The sequence below is a fragment of the Wolbachia sp. wLmal genome, assembly GCF_049435495.1.
Lineage (GTDB): Bacteria > Pseudomonadota > Alphaproteobacteria > Rickettsiales > Anaplasmataceae > Wolbachia > Wolbachia pipientis.
This window is the reverse complement of sequence record NZ_CP185405.1, coordinates 1,107,311-1,122,531: the sequence shown is the minus strand read 5'-3', so window position 1 is coordinate 1,122,531 and position 15,221 is coordinate 1,107,311. Positions and strand designations below refer to the sequence as shown.

The 15,221-nt window shown below is 36.8% G+C and carries 15 protein-coding genes and 1 pseudogene; 9 read left to right on the top strand and 7 right to left on the bottom strand.

What is annotated here, in order from left to right:
- The first annotated feature begins 152 nt into the window (after window positions 1-152).
- Window positions 153-1,604 (top strand): phage terminase large subunit, encoded by a 1,452-nt coding sequence (gene terL / locus ACEL90_RS05705; RefSeq protein ID WP_423348893.1) that lies wholly within the window; start codon window positions 153-155, stop codon window positions 1,602-1,604.
- Window positions 1,605-1,796: 192 nt separating this feature from the next.
- Here terL and ACEL90_RS05700 read toward each other — a convergent pair whose 3' ends face one another.
- Window positions 1,797-2,846, bottom strand: coding sequence for a class I SAM-dependent methyltransferase (locus ACEL90_RS05700; protein WP_423348892.1), 1,050 nt, complete (start codon window positions 2,844-2,846; stop codon window positions 1,797-1,799).
- Window positions 2,847-2,947: 101 nt separating this feature from the next.
- Here ACEL90_RS05700 and ACEL90_RS05695 point away from each other — a divergent pair, with 101 nt between their 5' ends.
- Window positions 2,948-3,319: a hypothetical protein gene (locus ACEL90_RS05695; RefSeq protein ID WP_423349304.1), complete on the top strand. Its 372-nt coding sequence runs from the start codon at window positions 2,948-2,950 to the stop codon at window positions 3,317-3,319.
- Window positions 3,320-3,604 carry a DUF2610 domain-containing protein gene (locus ACEL90_RS05690; RefSeq protein WP_010962783.1) on the top strand — a complete coding sequence of 95 codons (285 nt, stop codon included), beginning with the start codon at window positions 3,320-3,322 and terminating at the stop codon, window positions 3,602-3,604.
- Between the two features lie 6 nt (window positions 3,605-3,610).
- Here the strand turns inward: ACEL90_RS05690 and dapD are convergent, their stop codons facing one another.
- Entirely contained in the window at window positions 3,611-4,441 is an 831-nt protein-coding gene (gene dapD, locus ACEL90_RS05685) for a 2,3,4,5-tetrahydropyridine-2,6-dicarboxylate N-succinyltransferase (RefSeq protein WP_423348891.1), read from the bottom strand.
- Between the two features lie 74 nt (window positions 4,442-4,515).
- Here dapD and ACEL90_RS05680 point away from each other — a divergent pair, with 74 nt between their 5' ends.
- Together ACEL90_RS05680 and rpe are read left to right on the top strand one after the other, a co-directional pair.
- Window positions 4,516-4,944, top strand: coding sequence for a zinc-ribbon domain-containing protein (locus tag ACEL90_RS05680; RefSeq protein ID WP_341815061.1), 429 nt, complete (start codon window positions 4,516-4,518; stop codon window positions 4,942-4,944).
- 94 nt (window positions 4,945-5,038) lie between these two features.
- Window positions 5,039-5,719 carry a ribulose-phosphate 3-epimerase gene (gene rpe / locus ACEL90_RS05675; RefSeq protein WP_423348890.1) on the top strand — a complete coding sequence of 227 codons (681 nt, stop codon included), beginning with the start codon at window positions 5,039-5,041 and terminating at the stop codon, window positions 5,717-5,719.
- Window positions 5,720-5,862: 143 nt separating this feature from the next.
- Here rpe and tnpC read toward each other — a convergent pair.
- The 3 genes and pseudogenes from tnpC to ACEL90_RS05660 all read right to left on the bottom strand — a co-directional run bounded on the left by tnpC (window position 5,863) and on the right by ACEL90_RS05660 (window position 9,595).
- Window positions 5,863-7,202: pseudogene (tnpC, locus tag ACEL90_RS05670) on the bottom strand (IS66 family transposase).
- A gap of 111 nt (window positions 7,203-7,313) precedes the next feature.
- On the bottom strand, window positions 7,314-8,396 hold the full coding sequence (gene ribD / locus ACEL90_RS05665; RefSeq protein ID WP_007550419.1) for a bifunctional diaminohydroxyphosphoribosylaminopyrimidine deaminase/5-amino-6-(5-phosphoribosylamino)uracil reductase RibD: 1,083 nt from the start codon (window positions 8,394-8,396) through the stop codon (window positions 7,314-7,316).
- A complete protein-coding gene (locus ACEL90_RS05660; protein WP_065106726.1) occupies window positions 8,396-9,595 on the bottom strand; it encodes a deoxyguanosinetriphosphate triphosphohydrolase in 1,200 nt (399 codons plus the stop codon). The genes ribD and ACEL90_RS05660 overlap by 1 nt, the downstream gene beginning before the upstream one ends.
- A 47-nt stretch (window positions 9,596-9,642) precedes the next feature.
- Between ACEL90_RS05660 and ACEL90_RS05655 the strand changes: the two genes are divergently transcribed.
- Together ACEL90_RS05655 and ACEL90_RS05650 are read left to right on the top strand one after the other, a co-directional pair.
- A complete protein-coding gene (locus ACEL90_RS05655; RefSeq protein ID WP_423348889.1) occupies window positions 9,643-10,104 on the top strand; it encodes a HesB/IscA family protein in 462 nt (153 codons plus the stop codon).
- A 39-nt stretch (window positions 10,105-10,143) separates the two neighbouring features.
- Entirely contained in the window at window positions 10,144-10,818 is a 675-nt protein-coding gene (locus ACEL90_RS05650; protein ID WP_423348888.1) for an ABC transporter ATP-binding protein, read from the top strand.
- Window positions 10,819-11,056: 238 nt separating this feature from the next.
- On the opposite strand, the gene ACEL90_RS05645 is transcribed toward ACEL90_RS05650, so the two are convergent.
- Window positions 11,057-11,755, bottom strand: a complete 699-nt coding sequence (locus ACEL90_RS05645; protein ID WP_423348887.1) for an alpha/beta hydrolase — start codon at window positions 11,753-11,755, stop codon at window positions 11,057-11,059.
- Window positions 11,756-11,910: 155 nt separating this feature from the next.
- On the opposite strand from ACEL90_RS05645, the gene ACEL90_RS05640 reads away from it, so the two are divergent.
- Together ACEL90_RS05640 and tsaD are read left to right on the top strand one after the other, a co-directional pair.
- Entirely contained in the window at window positions 11,911-13,047 is a 1,137-nt protein-coding gene (locus ACEL90_RS05640) for a cysteine desulfurase family protein (RefSeq protein ID WP_423348886.1), read from the top strand.
- Between the two features lie 200 nt (window positions 13,048-13,247).
- Window positions 13,248-14,255: a tRNA (adenosine(37)-N6)-threonylcarbamoyltransferase complex transferase subunit TsaD gene (tsaD, locus tag ACEL90_RS05635; RefSeq protein WP_423348885.1), complete on the top strand. Its 1,008-nt coding sequence runs from the start codon at window positions 13,248-13,250 to the stop codon at window positions 14,253-14,255.
- A 352-nt stretch (window positions 14,256-14,607) separates the two neighbouring features.
- On the opposite strand, the gene ACEL90_RS05630 is transcribed toward tsaD, so the two are convergent.
- Window positions 14,608-15,123, bottom strand: a complete 516-nt coding sequence (locus tag ACEL90_RS05630; RefSeq protein ID WP_423348770.1) for a transposase — start codon at window positions 15,121-15,123, stop codon at window positions 14,608-14,610.
- Window positions 15,124-15,221: the final 98 nt, after the last annotated feature.

Sequence of the window (15,221 nt, the reverse complement as noted above, 5' to 3'; positions counted from 1 at the left end):
GTCATCCCGCTACGTGTTAGCGGGATCTATGTTAAGGTATAGTAGGGGATCTATGCCGAGATACCGCGGCGGTATGACGGTTAAGTAGGGTGTCATTCCAGTGCTCCTTTTTTTGTCATCCCAGCGTCACGCGTTGGTTTCAACATTATATCATGAACTTTCTAAAATTCATTGAGTTATGCTTTCAAACGGTAGTGCCTGGGTGTGAGTATAACGATTATCAGTATATAAAAGTCATAGCAGATAGGCTGGAAGCAGCGAGCGCTGGTGAAGTGAAACGAATAATATTCAATATGCCTCCGCGCTCGATGAAGTCCATGTGCATAAGCGTTGCGTGGCCCGCATGGATACTGGGAAACCAACCAACTGCGAGAATAATAGTTGCAAGTTATTCTCAGCGGCTCAGCGAAAAGCACTCGCTCGACACCAGGTGCGTGATGCAGTCTAGTTGGTATAGAGCGCTATTTCCAGAGATAGAACTATCCAAAGACCAGAATACCAAATATAAATTTCAAACAGTGCAGAGAGGATACAGAATCGCAACATCAGTTGGTGGAACACTAACTGGTGAAGGTGGTGATTTTATCATTGTGGACGATCCGCTCAGTTCTGCTCAAGCTTTGAGTGAAACGCTTAGAAAGCGTGCCACAAACTGGTTTGATCAGACTTTAGTAACCAGGCTGAACGATAGAAAAAAAGGAGTCATCGTTCTTGTAATGCACAGGCTACACCAGGAGGACTTAACTGGACACCTTCTCTCCAAGCCAAAAAACATATGGCATCATATTTGTTTGCCAATGATTTCTGAAAATAAGCAGGTTATTTATTCAATCAAAAAGCCAATACCCCCCGTTCCTATCATCCGAGTAGCTCAGCACTGTGGGACCAGGCGATTATATAATAAACCAGCGTCACCTGTAAGGATATTATATTCAAGAGAAGAAGGTCAGTTGTTATATCCCCTCGATGGAGGAAAAGAAGAAGTTGAGATAATAAAAGCTGAACTTGGGAGTTACGCTTTTGCTGCTCAATATCAACAAAACCCTCTGCCGCTTTCAAGTGGTATAATTAAACCAGAGTGGTTGAAACGCTATAAAAAATTTCCTGATAATCTCTCGCATATAACACAAAGTTGGGATACTGCGGTTTCAACAAGTAACATGAGCAACTTTAGTGTCTGCATCACCTGGGCAAAAATAGATAATAAATTCTATTTACTCGACGTATATCGCGCAAAGCTTGAGTATCCAAAGCTTAAAGAACAGGTTTTGTCACTAGCTGCAAGATGGACGCCACACGCAATTTTAATCGAAGCAAAAACAAGTGGTCAACAATTGGTGCAAGAGCTAAAGACAAACAGTGATTTACCGATTATTGAAATAGTGCCACATGATGACAAGCTCACTCGATTCCACCGGATTGCTCCGATGATAGAGTCTGGCAAGGTTTTTCTGCCACATCAAGCAGTATGGCTGAACGATTTTGAGTATGAGATTTTAATGTTTCCTGAAACTCGACACGATGATCAAGTAGATAGTACCGTGCAATATCTCCAGTGGGTGAGAAACAGTACCTCCAGGGTTGCAGCTATACGAGCATTGTGATTTGAGTCTACCAGTACTGGGATGACAGCTAGGAGACAACCGTCATCCCGCTACTTATTAGCGGCTGAGATACCGCGGCGGTATGACGGTTCGTGGCGGCATGACAATAAGCTCGTCATTCCGCTACTCGTTAGCGGAATCTATGCTGAGATATCGCGGCGGTATGACGTAGGGAAACCTTTCTTGGGTTAGCTATATCAATAGCATTGCTTTAAAAAGAGTGCCCATATTTTCAGTCAACCTTAAGAATTCACTAAAGATCCTATTCTTTTGTTCATCACTTGCGCTTTTCATTAAAGCCAGGGTTCTTTCTTTTATGCCAAAAAGATATAAAAATTCTCTTTGAGTTAAAATCTCGCAATCTACGTGTTTTAATGAATCTTTTAATGCTTGAAAGTTTACAAGTGCGGTAATATCACTATTACCAACATTCTCAAGAAAATTAGCATACTTATGTTGTTTTATCGATTGCAAAGTGCTCTTATATGCGGGGTATACATAACCGTAATCTACAATCAAAGCAGCTCCTTTATTATTATATATCTTCTTCTCAAGTTTTTTTAATATTTCAATCCCAACTGAACATATTTCCACCACTGCACCATTAAAAAATTTTCCATTTGTCATCTGAGTAGCTGACACTGGAATCCATGATTCTTTTTTTCTGGATTCCAGTGTCACGCACTGGCATGACACCAAGAGACTGCCATCATCTTGTTTTGTCACCATATTTTCATACCACCCCTCATCATGATATACAAACTGATCTATCGGAAGAGCGTCAAAGAACTCATTTGCTAAAAAAATGGTTGGTTGTTCTGGTAGGTTGTCAATATTTTTGTGCCAATTAACATCTAAGCTTTTTAATTTTTCCTTTTGTATCTTCCGTAAAGTAGGGCTTATTTCAACTAAGTGGATCAACATTGAATTAAAAAAGCTGCTGTATTTTTTAGTGACTCTTATTATATCGTGAATGAGTGTTCCTTTGCCTGGCCCAAGTTCAACTAGAGAAAATTTTGATGGCTTTCCTAATTTTTCCCATGTATGCATTATCCAAACTGCAATTACTTCACCAAATAATTGGCTGATCTCAGGTGCGGTAGTAAAATCACCATCCTTACCAAGCGGTAATTTACTTGTATAATAGCCGTATTTTTCATGGTACAAAACGGCATTCATGAAATCACTGATGGATATTGATTCTTGACTTTTGTCAATTAATTCGTGTATATAAGTGAGCATGTTATTAATAAATGTTTAACTATAGCGTGCCATAATATAAAATAGTAGAGTATTTATATATATAGTATAAACTTAAGTTTGTGAGTAATAGTGCTTCAGTTATGGACGACAAAAACACCGATTATGTTGCCCTTATACCTCAAGATGATAGTATTGAATACAAATTTGAAGAAGCTGTCAATTTGATAGAAAACAAGGTTATAAATGCTGATGGGCTAACTTTAGCGGAAGTGTTTCAAGTGCTAGTTCAAATGCTAAATGGTGATCTAGAATTGGTAAAAAAAGTACTAGCATGTGCTAATATTATGGCAAAGCATGGAATGAAGGTAGCAAAAGAGTCGCAATTAAGCAGAGCTGATGTTCGCCGAGCTTTGGAAGGTAGAGAAAGTGTTGTCAATAGACAAGATTTTATAAAGAAACCACCTCTTCCACCTGCTATAAAATCGACCAAAAAGAAAAGTAGAGGTCTTTAGATGGCTGAATCTATAAAAAAATTTACTGTACAATGTGACTTCAAAGGGCAAAGTTCACCTTTTGCAATATACATAGGAAATCCAAAAAGTGATGCTCATCCAATTCATCATCAAGATTCCTGGCTTGTAAAAGAACGTGGAGGGAATATTCCTAATAAAGTAAAAGAAAGTCTACAAAAATTATATAAACTATCTCAAGAAAATGGAGTCTCTTTCTCAGAGTTATGCGCGTATGCCATTACTGTGGTTAGTAATAATGATAAAAAAAGTGACGACAAGGAGTAAGATAGTTTAATCCCTCAATATTTCATTTATAGAGATTTTCGATCTCGTCTTTTCATCCACTTTTTTTACTATGACTGCACAATAGGTTGAAATATTATTTTTAGATGGAATAGACCCTGGTACCACTACAGAATAAGGTGGCACTTCGCCGTAAAATATCTTGCTAGTTTCTCTATCAATAATCTTTGTTGATGCCCCAATAAACACACCTATGCCAAGGACTGATCCTTCTCTCACTACCACACCCTCGGCCACTTCGCTACGTGCTCCAATAAAGCAATTATCTTCTATAATGACAGGTGAAGCTTGAATAGGCTCAAGAACTCCACCTATTCCCACTCCACCGGAAATATGACAGTTTTTTCCTATTTGCGCACAGCTACCAATCGTTGACCAGGTATCTATCATTGTTCCTGAATCAACATATGCACCAACGTTGATAAAACTTGGCATTAGAACAACATTTGTACCTATATAAGCAGATCGGCGGACAAAACACCCAGGAACTGCTCTAATTTTTAACTGGCGAAATTTCTCCTCATTCCATTCACTAAATTTGTTACCGATCTTGTCAAACCAGCAATTGGTATTGTCTATTATTTTGTTTTCTTCAGTGAGAAAATGTAATAATATTGCCTGCTTTATCCACTTATGTACTACCCATTCTCTACTTGATAGCTTTTCTGCTACTCTAATTTTGCCACTATCAAGGAGCTCAATTACCTCTTTAATTGCTATTCTTGCTGTTTTCTTTAGATTACAGTCATTAAATTTTTCTCTATTTTTCCAAATATCTTCTATCTCACTCTGTGCTTTTTTTAGTTGCAAACCTTCCATTTGTTATATATATATTGATATTAAATTTGTAGCTCGTATCATTTGGGCTTGTTACTACTTTATACGTAAGTACTATGAAAATACAATGTAATAGTTGTACTAAAACTTACTTAGTATCTCCTAAGCAAATTGGCGCGTCTGGAAGAAAGGTAAAATGTACGAACTGCAATCACATATGGCATGAATATCTAGAAGAAGTGTCAAACAAACAGCACTCTGCTAATATACAGGAAAAAAAAGTTAGTGGAAGGAATTTTTTACAAAATCTAGCATTTACCACTCTAGCTTTTGCAACAGCTACAGGGTTATGCGTCGTAATTGCTAACGGCATCTTTCCTAGAGAGATGAACAAAGCATACAAAACGATCAGTTCATATAAGGATTCAATAAGCTATAAATTAGGGTACAAAAAAGAACAAACAGAAAGTCCAAATGTAAAAAAACTTGCTGTAAATAAGTTTTATCAAGACTACCTTTTTTTATCTAATTTAAGATCTAGTTAAATAGGCATACCGATATCGGTCTCTAGCTACTCAGATGGTGCTTAGGGTGACAGAGTTTTAAAAATAAGTTATTTTTTAGCAAAAAAGGCAGCTCATGAGTATTAAAATTGCACCTTCTATACTTTCAGCAGACTTTGCAAATTTAGGGGAAGAAGTAAGAAAAATTAGCGATTTAGGTGTGGATTACATACACATAGACGTTATGGATGGGAATTTCGTTCCAAATATTACAATTGGTCCTAGCGTTGTTTCTGCAATACGTAAATATAGCAATCTTCCTTTTGATGTGCATTTAATGGTCAAATCTCCTGGTAACCACATTGAAAGCTTTATAAATGCTGGTGCTGATATTATCACTGTACATGCAGAAGCAGAGACACACCTTGAGAGGTTGACAAGAAAGATAAAGTCATACAAAAATGTAAACGACAAAAAAAAACCGATTCAAGTTGGAGTTTCAATTGTTCCTTCAACTTCTCCAAGTGTGCTTGAATACATAATACATGAGCTAGATATTGTGCTGATTATGACAGTCAACCCTGGCTTTGGAGGGCAGGAATTTATTCATTCACAGTTGAACAAGATATCTACTATAAAAAAAATGATACAGGAGCGTAATCTTAAAGCACAAATTTCAGTAGATGGTGGAATTAACTTTTCTAACGCAGCTGATATAATAAAAGCAGGTGCAGATATTTTAGTTGCGGGATCGGCGATATTCAAGGCTGAAGATATTAAGAAGGCCGTAACCGATCTTAAAAATCTATTGTTGTGACCCTATATAGCTAAAGTGGCTTAGGTTTACCTACAATTTGAAAAACAACAAATTCGTCATTCCGCTACTCGTTAGCGGAATCTATGCTGAGATACCGCGGCGGTATGACGTAGAAAAACCTTTCTTGGGTTGTATCCGTTCAGCTAAGCGGTGTGAGAGATGATAGATAAGAGGTTTTGGAAAGCCCATTTGTTTCCATGTCAAGTATAATGAAATTATCCGTTTAAGTTCCCCGCTTCGATTGGGTAAAATATGAATTTTTGCGATAAACGACATAATGCCGTATCTGCTGTTCAGCATGGTTGTTTGTCAGCGGAATGTTTTCTGGGTCATCTAAAAAATTCCACATTATTCTTTCAGATTTCAAAATATTTTTTGCAACTCGAGAAGCTCCAATTGCTTCAGGTAAACGGCTTCAAGTAATACCTTGTACGTTTTCGCAATTTTCTGGCACGTCTGGTAAATCTAAAAACATCTATCTCATTTTTTAGCAAGGCCTTTTTTAGTGCAAATAATTCAGTGGCTACGTTTCTTAAGTAACAGCCCAGAACTTTAACTTCAACTATGTGCTAATCTTTCAAAATCTCTTGATAAATGTGCCCAACAGATTTGCCTGTTCTTATCGGCAAAGTAGTTGTATGCTGCGTACCTGTCGTAAGCTATTGCGATTGCAGAACTTACTATTTTGTAAAACCTTCATTCCTCTTGACTCTGTCAATTTTATAAAACTTGCTGTATTACTGGCAAACATCCAGCACCAACCAAGTTTACCTTTGTTATAATGGCTCGTTTCATCGATATGCAGAACTTCACTTTTACTTACTTCTTGCTCGATTTGCTCATATGCTTCTTGGCATTTTTCTGCAACTCTAGCCTCGCTATTTGACACGCTACCAACACTGATGTCCAGGTTGAAAATATTTTTTATAATATTTGCTACTTCTCTTTTCGAGTTCTTGTAAAATCCGCTCAGCGCCGCAATTGTTGACTTAACTTTTGGACCAAATGTATCCGCAGTAACACCTTCTGGTAGCCTGCTACTTTTTCTTTTTCCACACTTGCAACAGCGGCCATTGGTATTCCACAACATAAGCTGGCAAATCAACTTTTTGATGAATGTATGGCTCTTTCGATATCGCAATTTCTCCTCCGCACTCGCAAGAACTCTATTTTCACCACTTCATCTGCTTCCATTTTAGGGCGATACTTTCCTTCATGCCCAATCTGTGCCCCTATTTTCCTGTCACTTTTTTTTCTTTTTCTTCTTTAGCTTGTATAACTCTTTTGAGCTCGGTATCGATGAATTTTGTGAATTCAGACCTAGTCTTTCTTTCAATTCAGCATTTTCGATTCTTAGCGCCTTATTCTCAGATCTAAAATTTTCGTTTTCTATCTCTAACCTCTTTATCTCTGCTTTTAGTTGCTCTATCTCTATTTTAAAGCTTTCACAGAGCTTGAGAAGACTAGCTAGTAGATCAGACATATTTACCACACATACTACTTGTGATATTATGTTTTTAGCACTCCTTGTCTACTTTTTATTTTACCGCTCCGCTGAACGGATACCTTTTTTTACTGTTTGAGTATGTAAGGATTATGACGACCTATCCCAAACCTCAACTATATCCTCACTAAACTCTATTATCTTTGTTTTTTTAAACTGATAACAGTTGTTAATGAATTGAATCCCTAAATCTCCTACAAAAGGAGTGGCATCATTGCCTAAAATTTTACCACTGCGGCATATTATCAACCTGTCGATTAAATTACACTTTAATAGTTCTGTGATTAACACTCCTCCACCTTCAACTAATAATCTTGTTATACCAATTTCTGAAACAAGTTTTAATGCCATGTCCTTTAGGCAAACCTTACCTGCGTTGCTTGAATTAACTACTAAGTAGTTAATGTTTTTTATTTTTTTCTCTACTTCTTTATTTGTGATGACCCAAGTTATTACTTTGTCTGCAGTCTTTGCAATGTTATGCTCTTCCTTTAATCTCCCTTGACTATCTATAATTAGCCTTATTGGCGATCTACTTCCGAGTCCTGGTAATCTGCAAGTTAAGAGTGGATCATCATTAATAAGAGTATTGCTGCCAATCATAATTGCATCATATTTCGTTCTGAGCTCATGCACCCAGTTTCTCGTATTTTCACTTGTTATCCATTTGCTATCGCCTGTAAATGTTGCGATTTTTCCGTCAAGAGTTGTTGCGACTTTGCAAGCTATAAATGGTCTATGTAATTCTTTAGTGGTGAAAAAACCGACATTCAGTTCTTTTGCCTCTTTTTGCATAATACCTTGCTCAACTTCAATTCCTGCTTCTTTCAGAGCTTTCATGCCTCTGCCTGAAACTCTACTATCTGGGTCAATAGTTGCAATTACTACTCTTTTTATGCTAGCTTTTATGATTTTTGCAGTGCAAGGCCCCGTGACTCCGTGATGACAACATGGCTCAAGAGTGATATATATAGTTGCGCCATGAGTTGAATCTTTAGCGTTTTGCAAAGCGACTACCTCCGCATGCGGACGCCCACCAATCCCTGTGTATCCCTCACTAACAATTGTACCATCCTTTACAATAACACACCCGACAGCAGGATTTGGTGCAACATTTCCAAGATTTTTTTCTGCAAGCCTTAATGCAATTGACATGAAATGATCATCAGTCATTAGAAAGAAGTCATTTCGTATGAGGTATCAAAAATTCTTCTGTGCTCGTGTATAGCAAATCTATCTGTCATACCTGAGATATAGTCACATATTATTACTGAACGCTGAGATTCACAAGCGAGTTTGCTCCACTCTGTGGGAAGTAATCCTGGGTTTTCATAAAAACATTGAAAGAGTTCCTGTATTATGCGTTTTGCTTTGTTCATCGTTCTACTCAGTTTATAGCTTCTGTATATTTTCTCCATGTTGAATCTTTTCATTTCTTTTGTAGCATTCGCAACTTCTGGTGAAAATGTGACTAGCATTTTATTTAGACTTCTTACGTCTTCTACGCTTTTTATTTTGTGATCTTCAATATTTCTTTCAGTCTGAGAAACAACATCACTTATCATAGTTCCTATAGTTCCACTCAGTGATTCATGTATGAGTTTGCTCTGAGGCAATTCTGAATATCTGCTCCTTATGTCTTTAAACATTTTTTCAATTAAAGGAACATTCAGCAAATCTTCGATGGTTACTAAATTCGCCCTGAGTGCATCATCAAGATCGTGAACACTGTAAGCAATATCATCGGCAATTGAAGCAACTTGCGCTTCAATGCTTGAAAATTCTTCAAGTTTTAGATCATATTTTTTGTTGTATTCTAATAACAGCTGATTACTTGTAGAAGACTCCGCGTTTTGACCAAGCAAGGGACCGTTATGTTTTGCAACTCCTTCAATCACCTCCCAACTTAGATTCATACCATCAAAATCAGCATGTTTTTGTTCAAGATAAGTTAAAATCCTTATAGCTTGAACATTATGATCAAACTCATACTTCTCATTATCAAGATTCAAATCTTGAACTGATTTCTTTAGAGCATCTTCACCTGCATGACCAAATGGAGGATGACCAAGATCATGTGCAAGCGCTATGCATTCAGTGATATCCTCATTTAAGCCAAGTCTACGCGCAATGGACCTTGCAATTTGTGCAACTTCAAGGCTATGAGTAAGCCGAGTGCGATAGTAGTCGTGCTCATAATTGATAAAAACTTGTGTTTTGTACTCCAATTTTCTAAACGCATTAGAGTGAATGATACGGTCCCTATCACGCTGAAAGCAGCTGCGATTCTCATCTTCTGGCTCTTTGAAGTATCTCCCTTTTGTTTTGCTTGGAAAACATGCATAATTTAATAGAAAATTATTGTTTGACATGTAAAATTTCTACTATAATAAGTTATCAATAATAAACGGTGGTTACTATGTCAACAAATTACAACATCAACTTAACTGATAATGCACTAAAAAAAATCCACTCTCTTGCAGAGCAGGAAGGAGATAAGAGTTCCGTTTTACGGGTTGCAGTTTCAGGCGGTGGATGTTCTGGCTTCAAATACAATTTTCTTATGGATCAAATGAATGAAAATCTATCTTTGGATGATGAAGGTGATGATTACGATGATGAGTTTGATGACGAAGACGAAGATGATGATTATGAAGAAAGCGAGGACTATAGAAGCCATTCCAGTTTTAGCGAAAAAGGTAAAGATATAGTAATTAATGATGAAAATGGTAATCCTGTATTAATGGTTGATAATTGTTCAGCAAAATTTTTAAATAACTCAGTTATAGATTATACTGAGGATCTCAGTGGTTCTGGTTTTCAAATAAAAAATGCCTTTGCTAAGTCTCAATGTGGTTGTGGTAACAGTTTTTCGGTTTAATTATTACTAAAACTTAGATGCCTTCTGGATCTTTTAAACATGGGTGGTAATGTAGCACTAGAACTAACTTCCGTAGATAAAAGCTTCAAGAACAATTCTGCTGTTGTAAAGGATATCAACTTAAGTGTCACAAGAGGGCAAGTAGTAGCGCTGATTGGCGATTCAGGTGCAGGGAAAACAACTATATTGCAAATCGCAGGCTTGTTGGACAAGCCAACTTCAGGTATAGTTACGATAGATGGAATAAATTGCATACAAGCCAGTAATAAGCATAAAACTCATGTAAGAAGAAATTTTCTTAGTTTTGTTTATCAATTTCACTATTTGTTACAAGAGTTATCGGTGTTGGAAAATATTATGCTTCCTCAACTCATTGCAGGAAAAAGCAAAGCTGAAGCAAAAAAAAATTCGCAAGCAATGTTGGAAAAATTTGGTCTGGAAAACAAAGCAAGTAGCATGGTATCTGAAGTTTCGGGTGGGGAAAGGCAGAGGGTTGCAATTGCAAGAAGCATTGTAAATTCTCCAAAGCTTTTACTTGCAGATGAGCCAACAGGAAACTTAGATCCAACAAATTCTTTTAACGTGTTTTTACTGCTACATTCATACGTAAAGGAAAACAACAGCTCTATGCTTATAGTAACACACAATCATCTCCTTGCAGAAAAGGCAGACTGCATTTTCCAATTGAGAGATCGATCATTAGTGAAGTTGTGAATAGGAAAAATAGCACAATTTCTATGCCTTATACTTATCTAACCAATGATCATTAACAGAGTACAACTCGCATGAAATGCTTTCATTGCTTTTTATACACGGACTTTTTAACTTACGCTGTTTACTTAGGGAACACCCCGATAACATAAACACAGCTAAAACAAAAAATAATAGCTTTTTAAACATAACAAAACCTTTTCATTTATATTACTACACTCATTTCTCTTGTTTGTAAAGATTAGGCATATTCTTTTACCCTTACCTCTTTTTTGACCTTTTGAAAAGAAATAGTTGCACTATTCAAGCGCAGTTTTATATAATTGTCCACGATTTGAGTCACTTCCTCTTCTTTATCCTTTAGAAAGTGATTAGTATCATCTATTATATGGTATTTCATGTGATCACTTCTTACTGAATTTATCAACCTTTTTGCTAATTCTGTTACATCGCTTTCTTCTGAGATTGTATCATTACTGCTTTGTATTATAAGCCCAGAAACTGGACAGGGAGAAAGAAAAGAAAAATCGTACTTAGTTACCGGAAGAGAAAGAGCAATAAAACCCACTATCTCAGGGCGGCGCATTGTTAGCTGCATAGCCACCCATGCTCCAAAAGAAAAACCAGCGATCCAAATTGGAACATTGCTAGGATTATGTTCCTGAAGCCAGTCAATGGCTACCGCAGCGTCAGTTAATTCTCCTATACCCTTATCAAAAGTTCTGGTAGATTTTCCCACACCACGAAAGTTAATCTTCAATGCAGAAAAATTGTTATCGATAAAAGACGTATATGTACTATGTACAATTTTACTATCCATATTACCACCATATTGAGGATGATGATGTAAAACCAGCACAACCGGCGCGTTGGCATCTTTGCTTTGGTGGTATTCACCTTCTATCTTTCTTGTTGCATTATTCAAAAAAACTTCAACCACGATAACTCCTAATAAGAACCCGCTTGACAGGTATTAATGACGTGAGTTATTAATTATGTATTAATTTCGCTGTTTTTGCAATAAATTTTTTATCGTGTTAAAGCTAACGTACATAGTTATGGCTATAGTTGATGGTAAACTTATTTAAGTGACAGATGAGTCCATTCTCTTTAGAAAATAGTGGTTGCGTATATGCTGATTACAATGCAACTGCTCCAATTAGTGAAAATGTAAAAAAAAGTATATTTGAGGTCTTGTTAAAACAAACGCTCAATCCATCATCACTACATAAAAGAGGACAAGAAGCGAGGAAGATTCTTCAGGATGCAAGAGATAACGTACGTGGTGCTATTGGCGTCTCAAGTGATAAAGAAATAGTTTTTACGTCTGGTGCAACTGAAGCGAATAACCTTGTTATGAGAGGAATAGCAGGCTACCTGCATATAATTTCAGCTATAGAGCATCCTTCAATTCTTAATTCTGCATGTAATCCATATATAATACCTGTTAATCAGGAGGGCATTGTTGACTTTTTAGAGCTAGAAAAAATTCTAAGCGAACTTAAAGGAAACAAAGCAATAGTTTCAGTTATGATGGCAAATAACGAAACCGGAGTTATTCAACCTATTGAGGAAATAGCTGAAATAGCCCACAAATTTGGAGCAATTTGCCACACTGACACTGCTCAAAGTGTTGGGAAAATTAAAGTTAATATGGAAGATCTAGGAGTGGATTTACTCACTTTATCCGCCCATAAATTTGGCGGTGTAGCAGGCAGTGGAATTTTAATATTCAATAAAGAACTTGCGATAGAACCTATTATAATAGGTGGTGGACAAGAGAAGGGATTTCGTGGTGGTACGGAAAATATTGTTGCAATTGCAGGCCTTTCTGCTGCACTGCAAAATATTCCAGATCTTCTATCAAAAATGGATGAAGTAAAGGAGCTACGTGATCAATTAGAGTGTGAATTATTAAATCTTGCCAGTGACATAAGAATCTTCGGTAAAAACTCTAAGAGGCTGCCAAACACAAGTTTTATTTATATGCCAGGAGTAAAGAGTGATGTGCAGCTTATGCATTTTGACTTGAATCATATTGCAGTTAGTAATGGCTCCGCATGTTCTTCTGGAAAAGTTGAGCCTTCCCATGTTTTGCTTGCAATGGGGGCAACAAAAGAGCAAGCAGAGTGTTCAATTAGAATCAGTATAGGTCCAGAAACTAAACCACAAGACATAAAAAAAATAGTGGATTGTTGGTATAATATCTACAAGCAGAACACCTTGGTATAGATAATACGTGGTATCATGCAGGCACTGGCCGAGCATTAGATGTAAAAAATTACTTTACAACCCCGCGGTATCTCTAGATCCCGCTAACAAGCAGCGGGATGACGGTTGTCGGTAAATCTTTTAGCTGTAGAAGTTAACTTTGCAGTTAACTTCTACAGCGTTTCAAGATATAGTTTTGATAATAAAGTGCTCGAATATACATGAAAACCATTTTAGCTGTTGAAACAAGCTGCGACGAAACTGCAGTAGCGATTGTAAATAGTGACAAGCAAGTCCTTGCTCACGAAATTCTCTCCCAAGCAGAACACAAAAAACGTGGTGGGGTGATCCCTGAAATAGCTTCACGTGCTCATATGAAGCATTTAAGTGGTCTAATAAAAAGCGCCGTGGAAAAATCTAACCTTAACTTTTGTGACCTCAATGCAATTGCAGCAACATCAGGACCAGGACTCATAGGTGGATTAATAGTTGGTACAATGATGGCTAAAGCAATTGCGCATGTAGCACAAAAACCATTCATTGCAGTGAATCACTTAGAAGCGCATGCATTGGTTATTAGGTTACTGCATGAGGTAAAATTTCCATTTTTAGTCCTATTAATATCAGGTGGTCACTGTCAATTTTTAATTGCACAGGATGTAGGCAAATACGTTAAACTTGGAGAAACGCTCGATGACTCGTTAGGAGAAGCATTTGATAAAGTTGCTAAGATGCTGGGTTTAAGCTACCCAGGAGGCCCATTAATTGAAAAGTTGGCTAAAAAAGGCAATGGCACAAGATTCAAACTGCCAAGGGCAATGATAAAACGTTCTGGATGTAACTTTTCGTTTTCTGGGATTAAAACAGCAGTAAAAAACTTAGTACAAGAACTTAAAATGAGCGAGCAAGATGTGTGTGATGTATGTGCTTCGTTTCAAGAGTGTATTAGTGACATACTGCTGGACAGGGTTAGTAATGCGATTATTATGGCCGAATCTTTAAATATCAAAATCAATGACTTTGTGATTACCGGCGGAGTTGCAGCAAATAATTTCTTGAGAGAAAAATTAAAACAACACATAAACTTAAACATATTTTTTCCCCCTAACGACCTATGTACAGACAATGCAATTATGGTTGGATGGACAGGAATTGAAAGGTTACAGAAAAATTATATAGATCCACTTAATTTTGCACCAAGACCTAAGTGGGAGTTAGAGAGTTATTAAAAGCTCTCAATTCTGAATTATAGCTAAAGTGACTTAGGTTCTCTAATTGCACATAAGTCAACAATAATTTTCACACAAATCAAAACAGCATATCTTCTCCATAATCCTTGGTAATTTTACATAAGTTAAAAGTAGCATATGGTTCTCTCCGCGGTCTGAGATGACAATAAATTTGTCAAGCCGCATTATACTTGTTAGGCGGAAGTGGACGGCAACATGTTTACCACGAAGTCTAACTAAGTTCTTGCTTGTCCCTTCCATCGGCATTGCTATCTTTATTTTCAATAAAATTATTGTCCTATGCTCTTTTGATGTTTATTGATAATAAAATTCTGTTTTATCAACCAACATCCTATGCATAATTACAGCTAATTTTCTTGCTACTGCTACAATTGCTTTTTTCATTCCTTTTTTCTTTGCAACCCCAGTTTTTTAATTTAAATGTCCTCTTGGTAACTGTAAGCATTGTTTGTGCAGCTTCATATAACATACTTCTACATTCCGCTGGTCCCATCTTTGATATGCTGCCATGCCGATCAACTTCTCCAGAAGAATATTGCCTTGGTGTCAACCCTGTATATGCTCCAACTGTATCAGATTTCTCAAACCTATGTGGGTTATCAATTGCAGCTTTATACGTCATTGCTACTATAATCCCCACTCCTGGAACAGTAGTTAACAATTTACAATCATCGTCTTTTTCACCTTGTTCTGAAAGCATTTTGTCAAGCTTTCTTAATGACTTTTCTATTGCTTCCAAACTACAAACTAACGCTTCAATTGAACTCCTACTGATTTCATCCAAATTATTTATTGCCTCTTGTATTCTTAAAGCGAAAGTTTCAAATTTTGATCCTTTACCGACCATGTATCTTCAACCATACGCGTCAAGTTAAGGAAATAAAGGTATGAAAGAGATAGAATAATAAGGTATAAGTTCTCCCAGATATACTTTTAGTGAGAGAA

Excerpts from the sequence above, each read along its gene's own strand:
- terL (WP_423348893.1), top strand. The coding sequence starts at position 153 with ATGAACTTTCTAAAATTCATTGAGTTATGCTTTCAAACGGTAGTGCCT.
- ACEL90_RS05700 (WP_423348892.1), bottom strand. The coding sequence starts at position 2,846 with ATGCTCACTTATATACACGAATTAATTGACAAAAGTCAAGAATCAATA.
- ACEL90_RS05695 (WP_423349304.1), top strand. The coding sequence starts at position 2,948 with ATGGACGACAAAAACACCGATTATGTTGCCCTTATACCTCAAGATGAT.
- ACEL90_RS05690 (WP_010962783.1), top strand. The coding sequence starts at position 3,320 with ATGGCTGAATCTATAAAAAAATTTACTGTACAATGTGACTTCAAAGGG.
- dapD (WP_423348891.1), bottom strand. The coding sequence starts at position 4,441 with ATGGAAGGTTTGCAACTAAAAAAAGCACAGAGTGAGATAGAAGATATT.
- ACEL90_RS05680 (WP_341815061.1), top strand. The coding sequence starts at position 4,516 with ATGAAAATACAATGTAATAGTTGTACTAAAACTTACTTAGTATCTCCT.
- rpe (WP_423348890.1), top strand. The coding sequence starts at position 5,039 with ATGAGTATTAAAATTGCACCTTCTATACTTTCAGCAGACTTTGCAAAT.
- ribD (WP_007550419.1), bottom strand. The coding sequence starts at position 8,396 with ATGACTGATGATCATTTCATGTCAATTGCATTAAGGCTTGCAGAAAAA.
- ACEL90_RS05660 (WP_065106726.1), bottom strand. The coding sequence starts at position 9,595 with ATGTCAAACAATAATTTTCTATTAAATTATGCATGTTTTCCAAGCAAA.
- ACEL90_RS05655 (WP_423348889.1), top strand. The coding sequence starts at position 9,643 with ATGTCAACAAATTACAACATCAACTTAACTGATAATGCACTAAAAAAA.
- ACEL90_RS05650 (WP_423348888.1), top strand. The coding sequence starts at position 10,144 with ATGGGTGGTAATGTAGCACTAGAACTAACTTCCGTAGATAAAAGCTTC.
- ACEL90_RS05640 (WP_423348886.1), top strand. The coding sequence starts at position 11,911 with ATGAGTCCATTCTCTTTAGAAAATAGTGGTTGCGTATATGCTGATTAC.
- tsaD (WP_423348885.1), top strand. The coding sequence starts at position 13,248 with ATGAAAACCATTTTAGCTGTTGAAACAAGCTGCGACGAAACTGCAGTA.
- ACEL90_RS05630 (WP_423348770.1), bottom strand. The coding sequence starts at position 15,123 with ATGGTCGGTAAAGGATCAAAATTTGAAACTTTCGCTTTAAGAATACAA.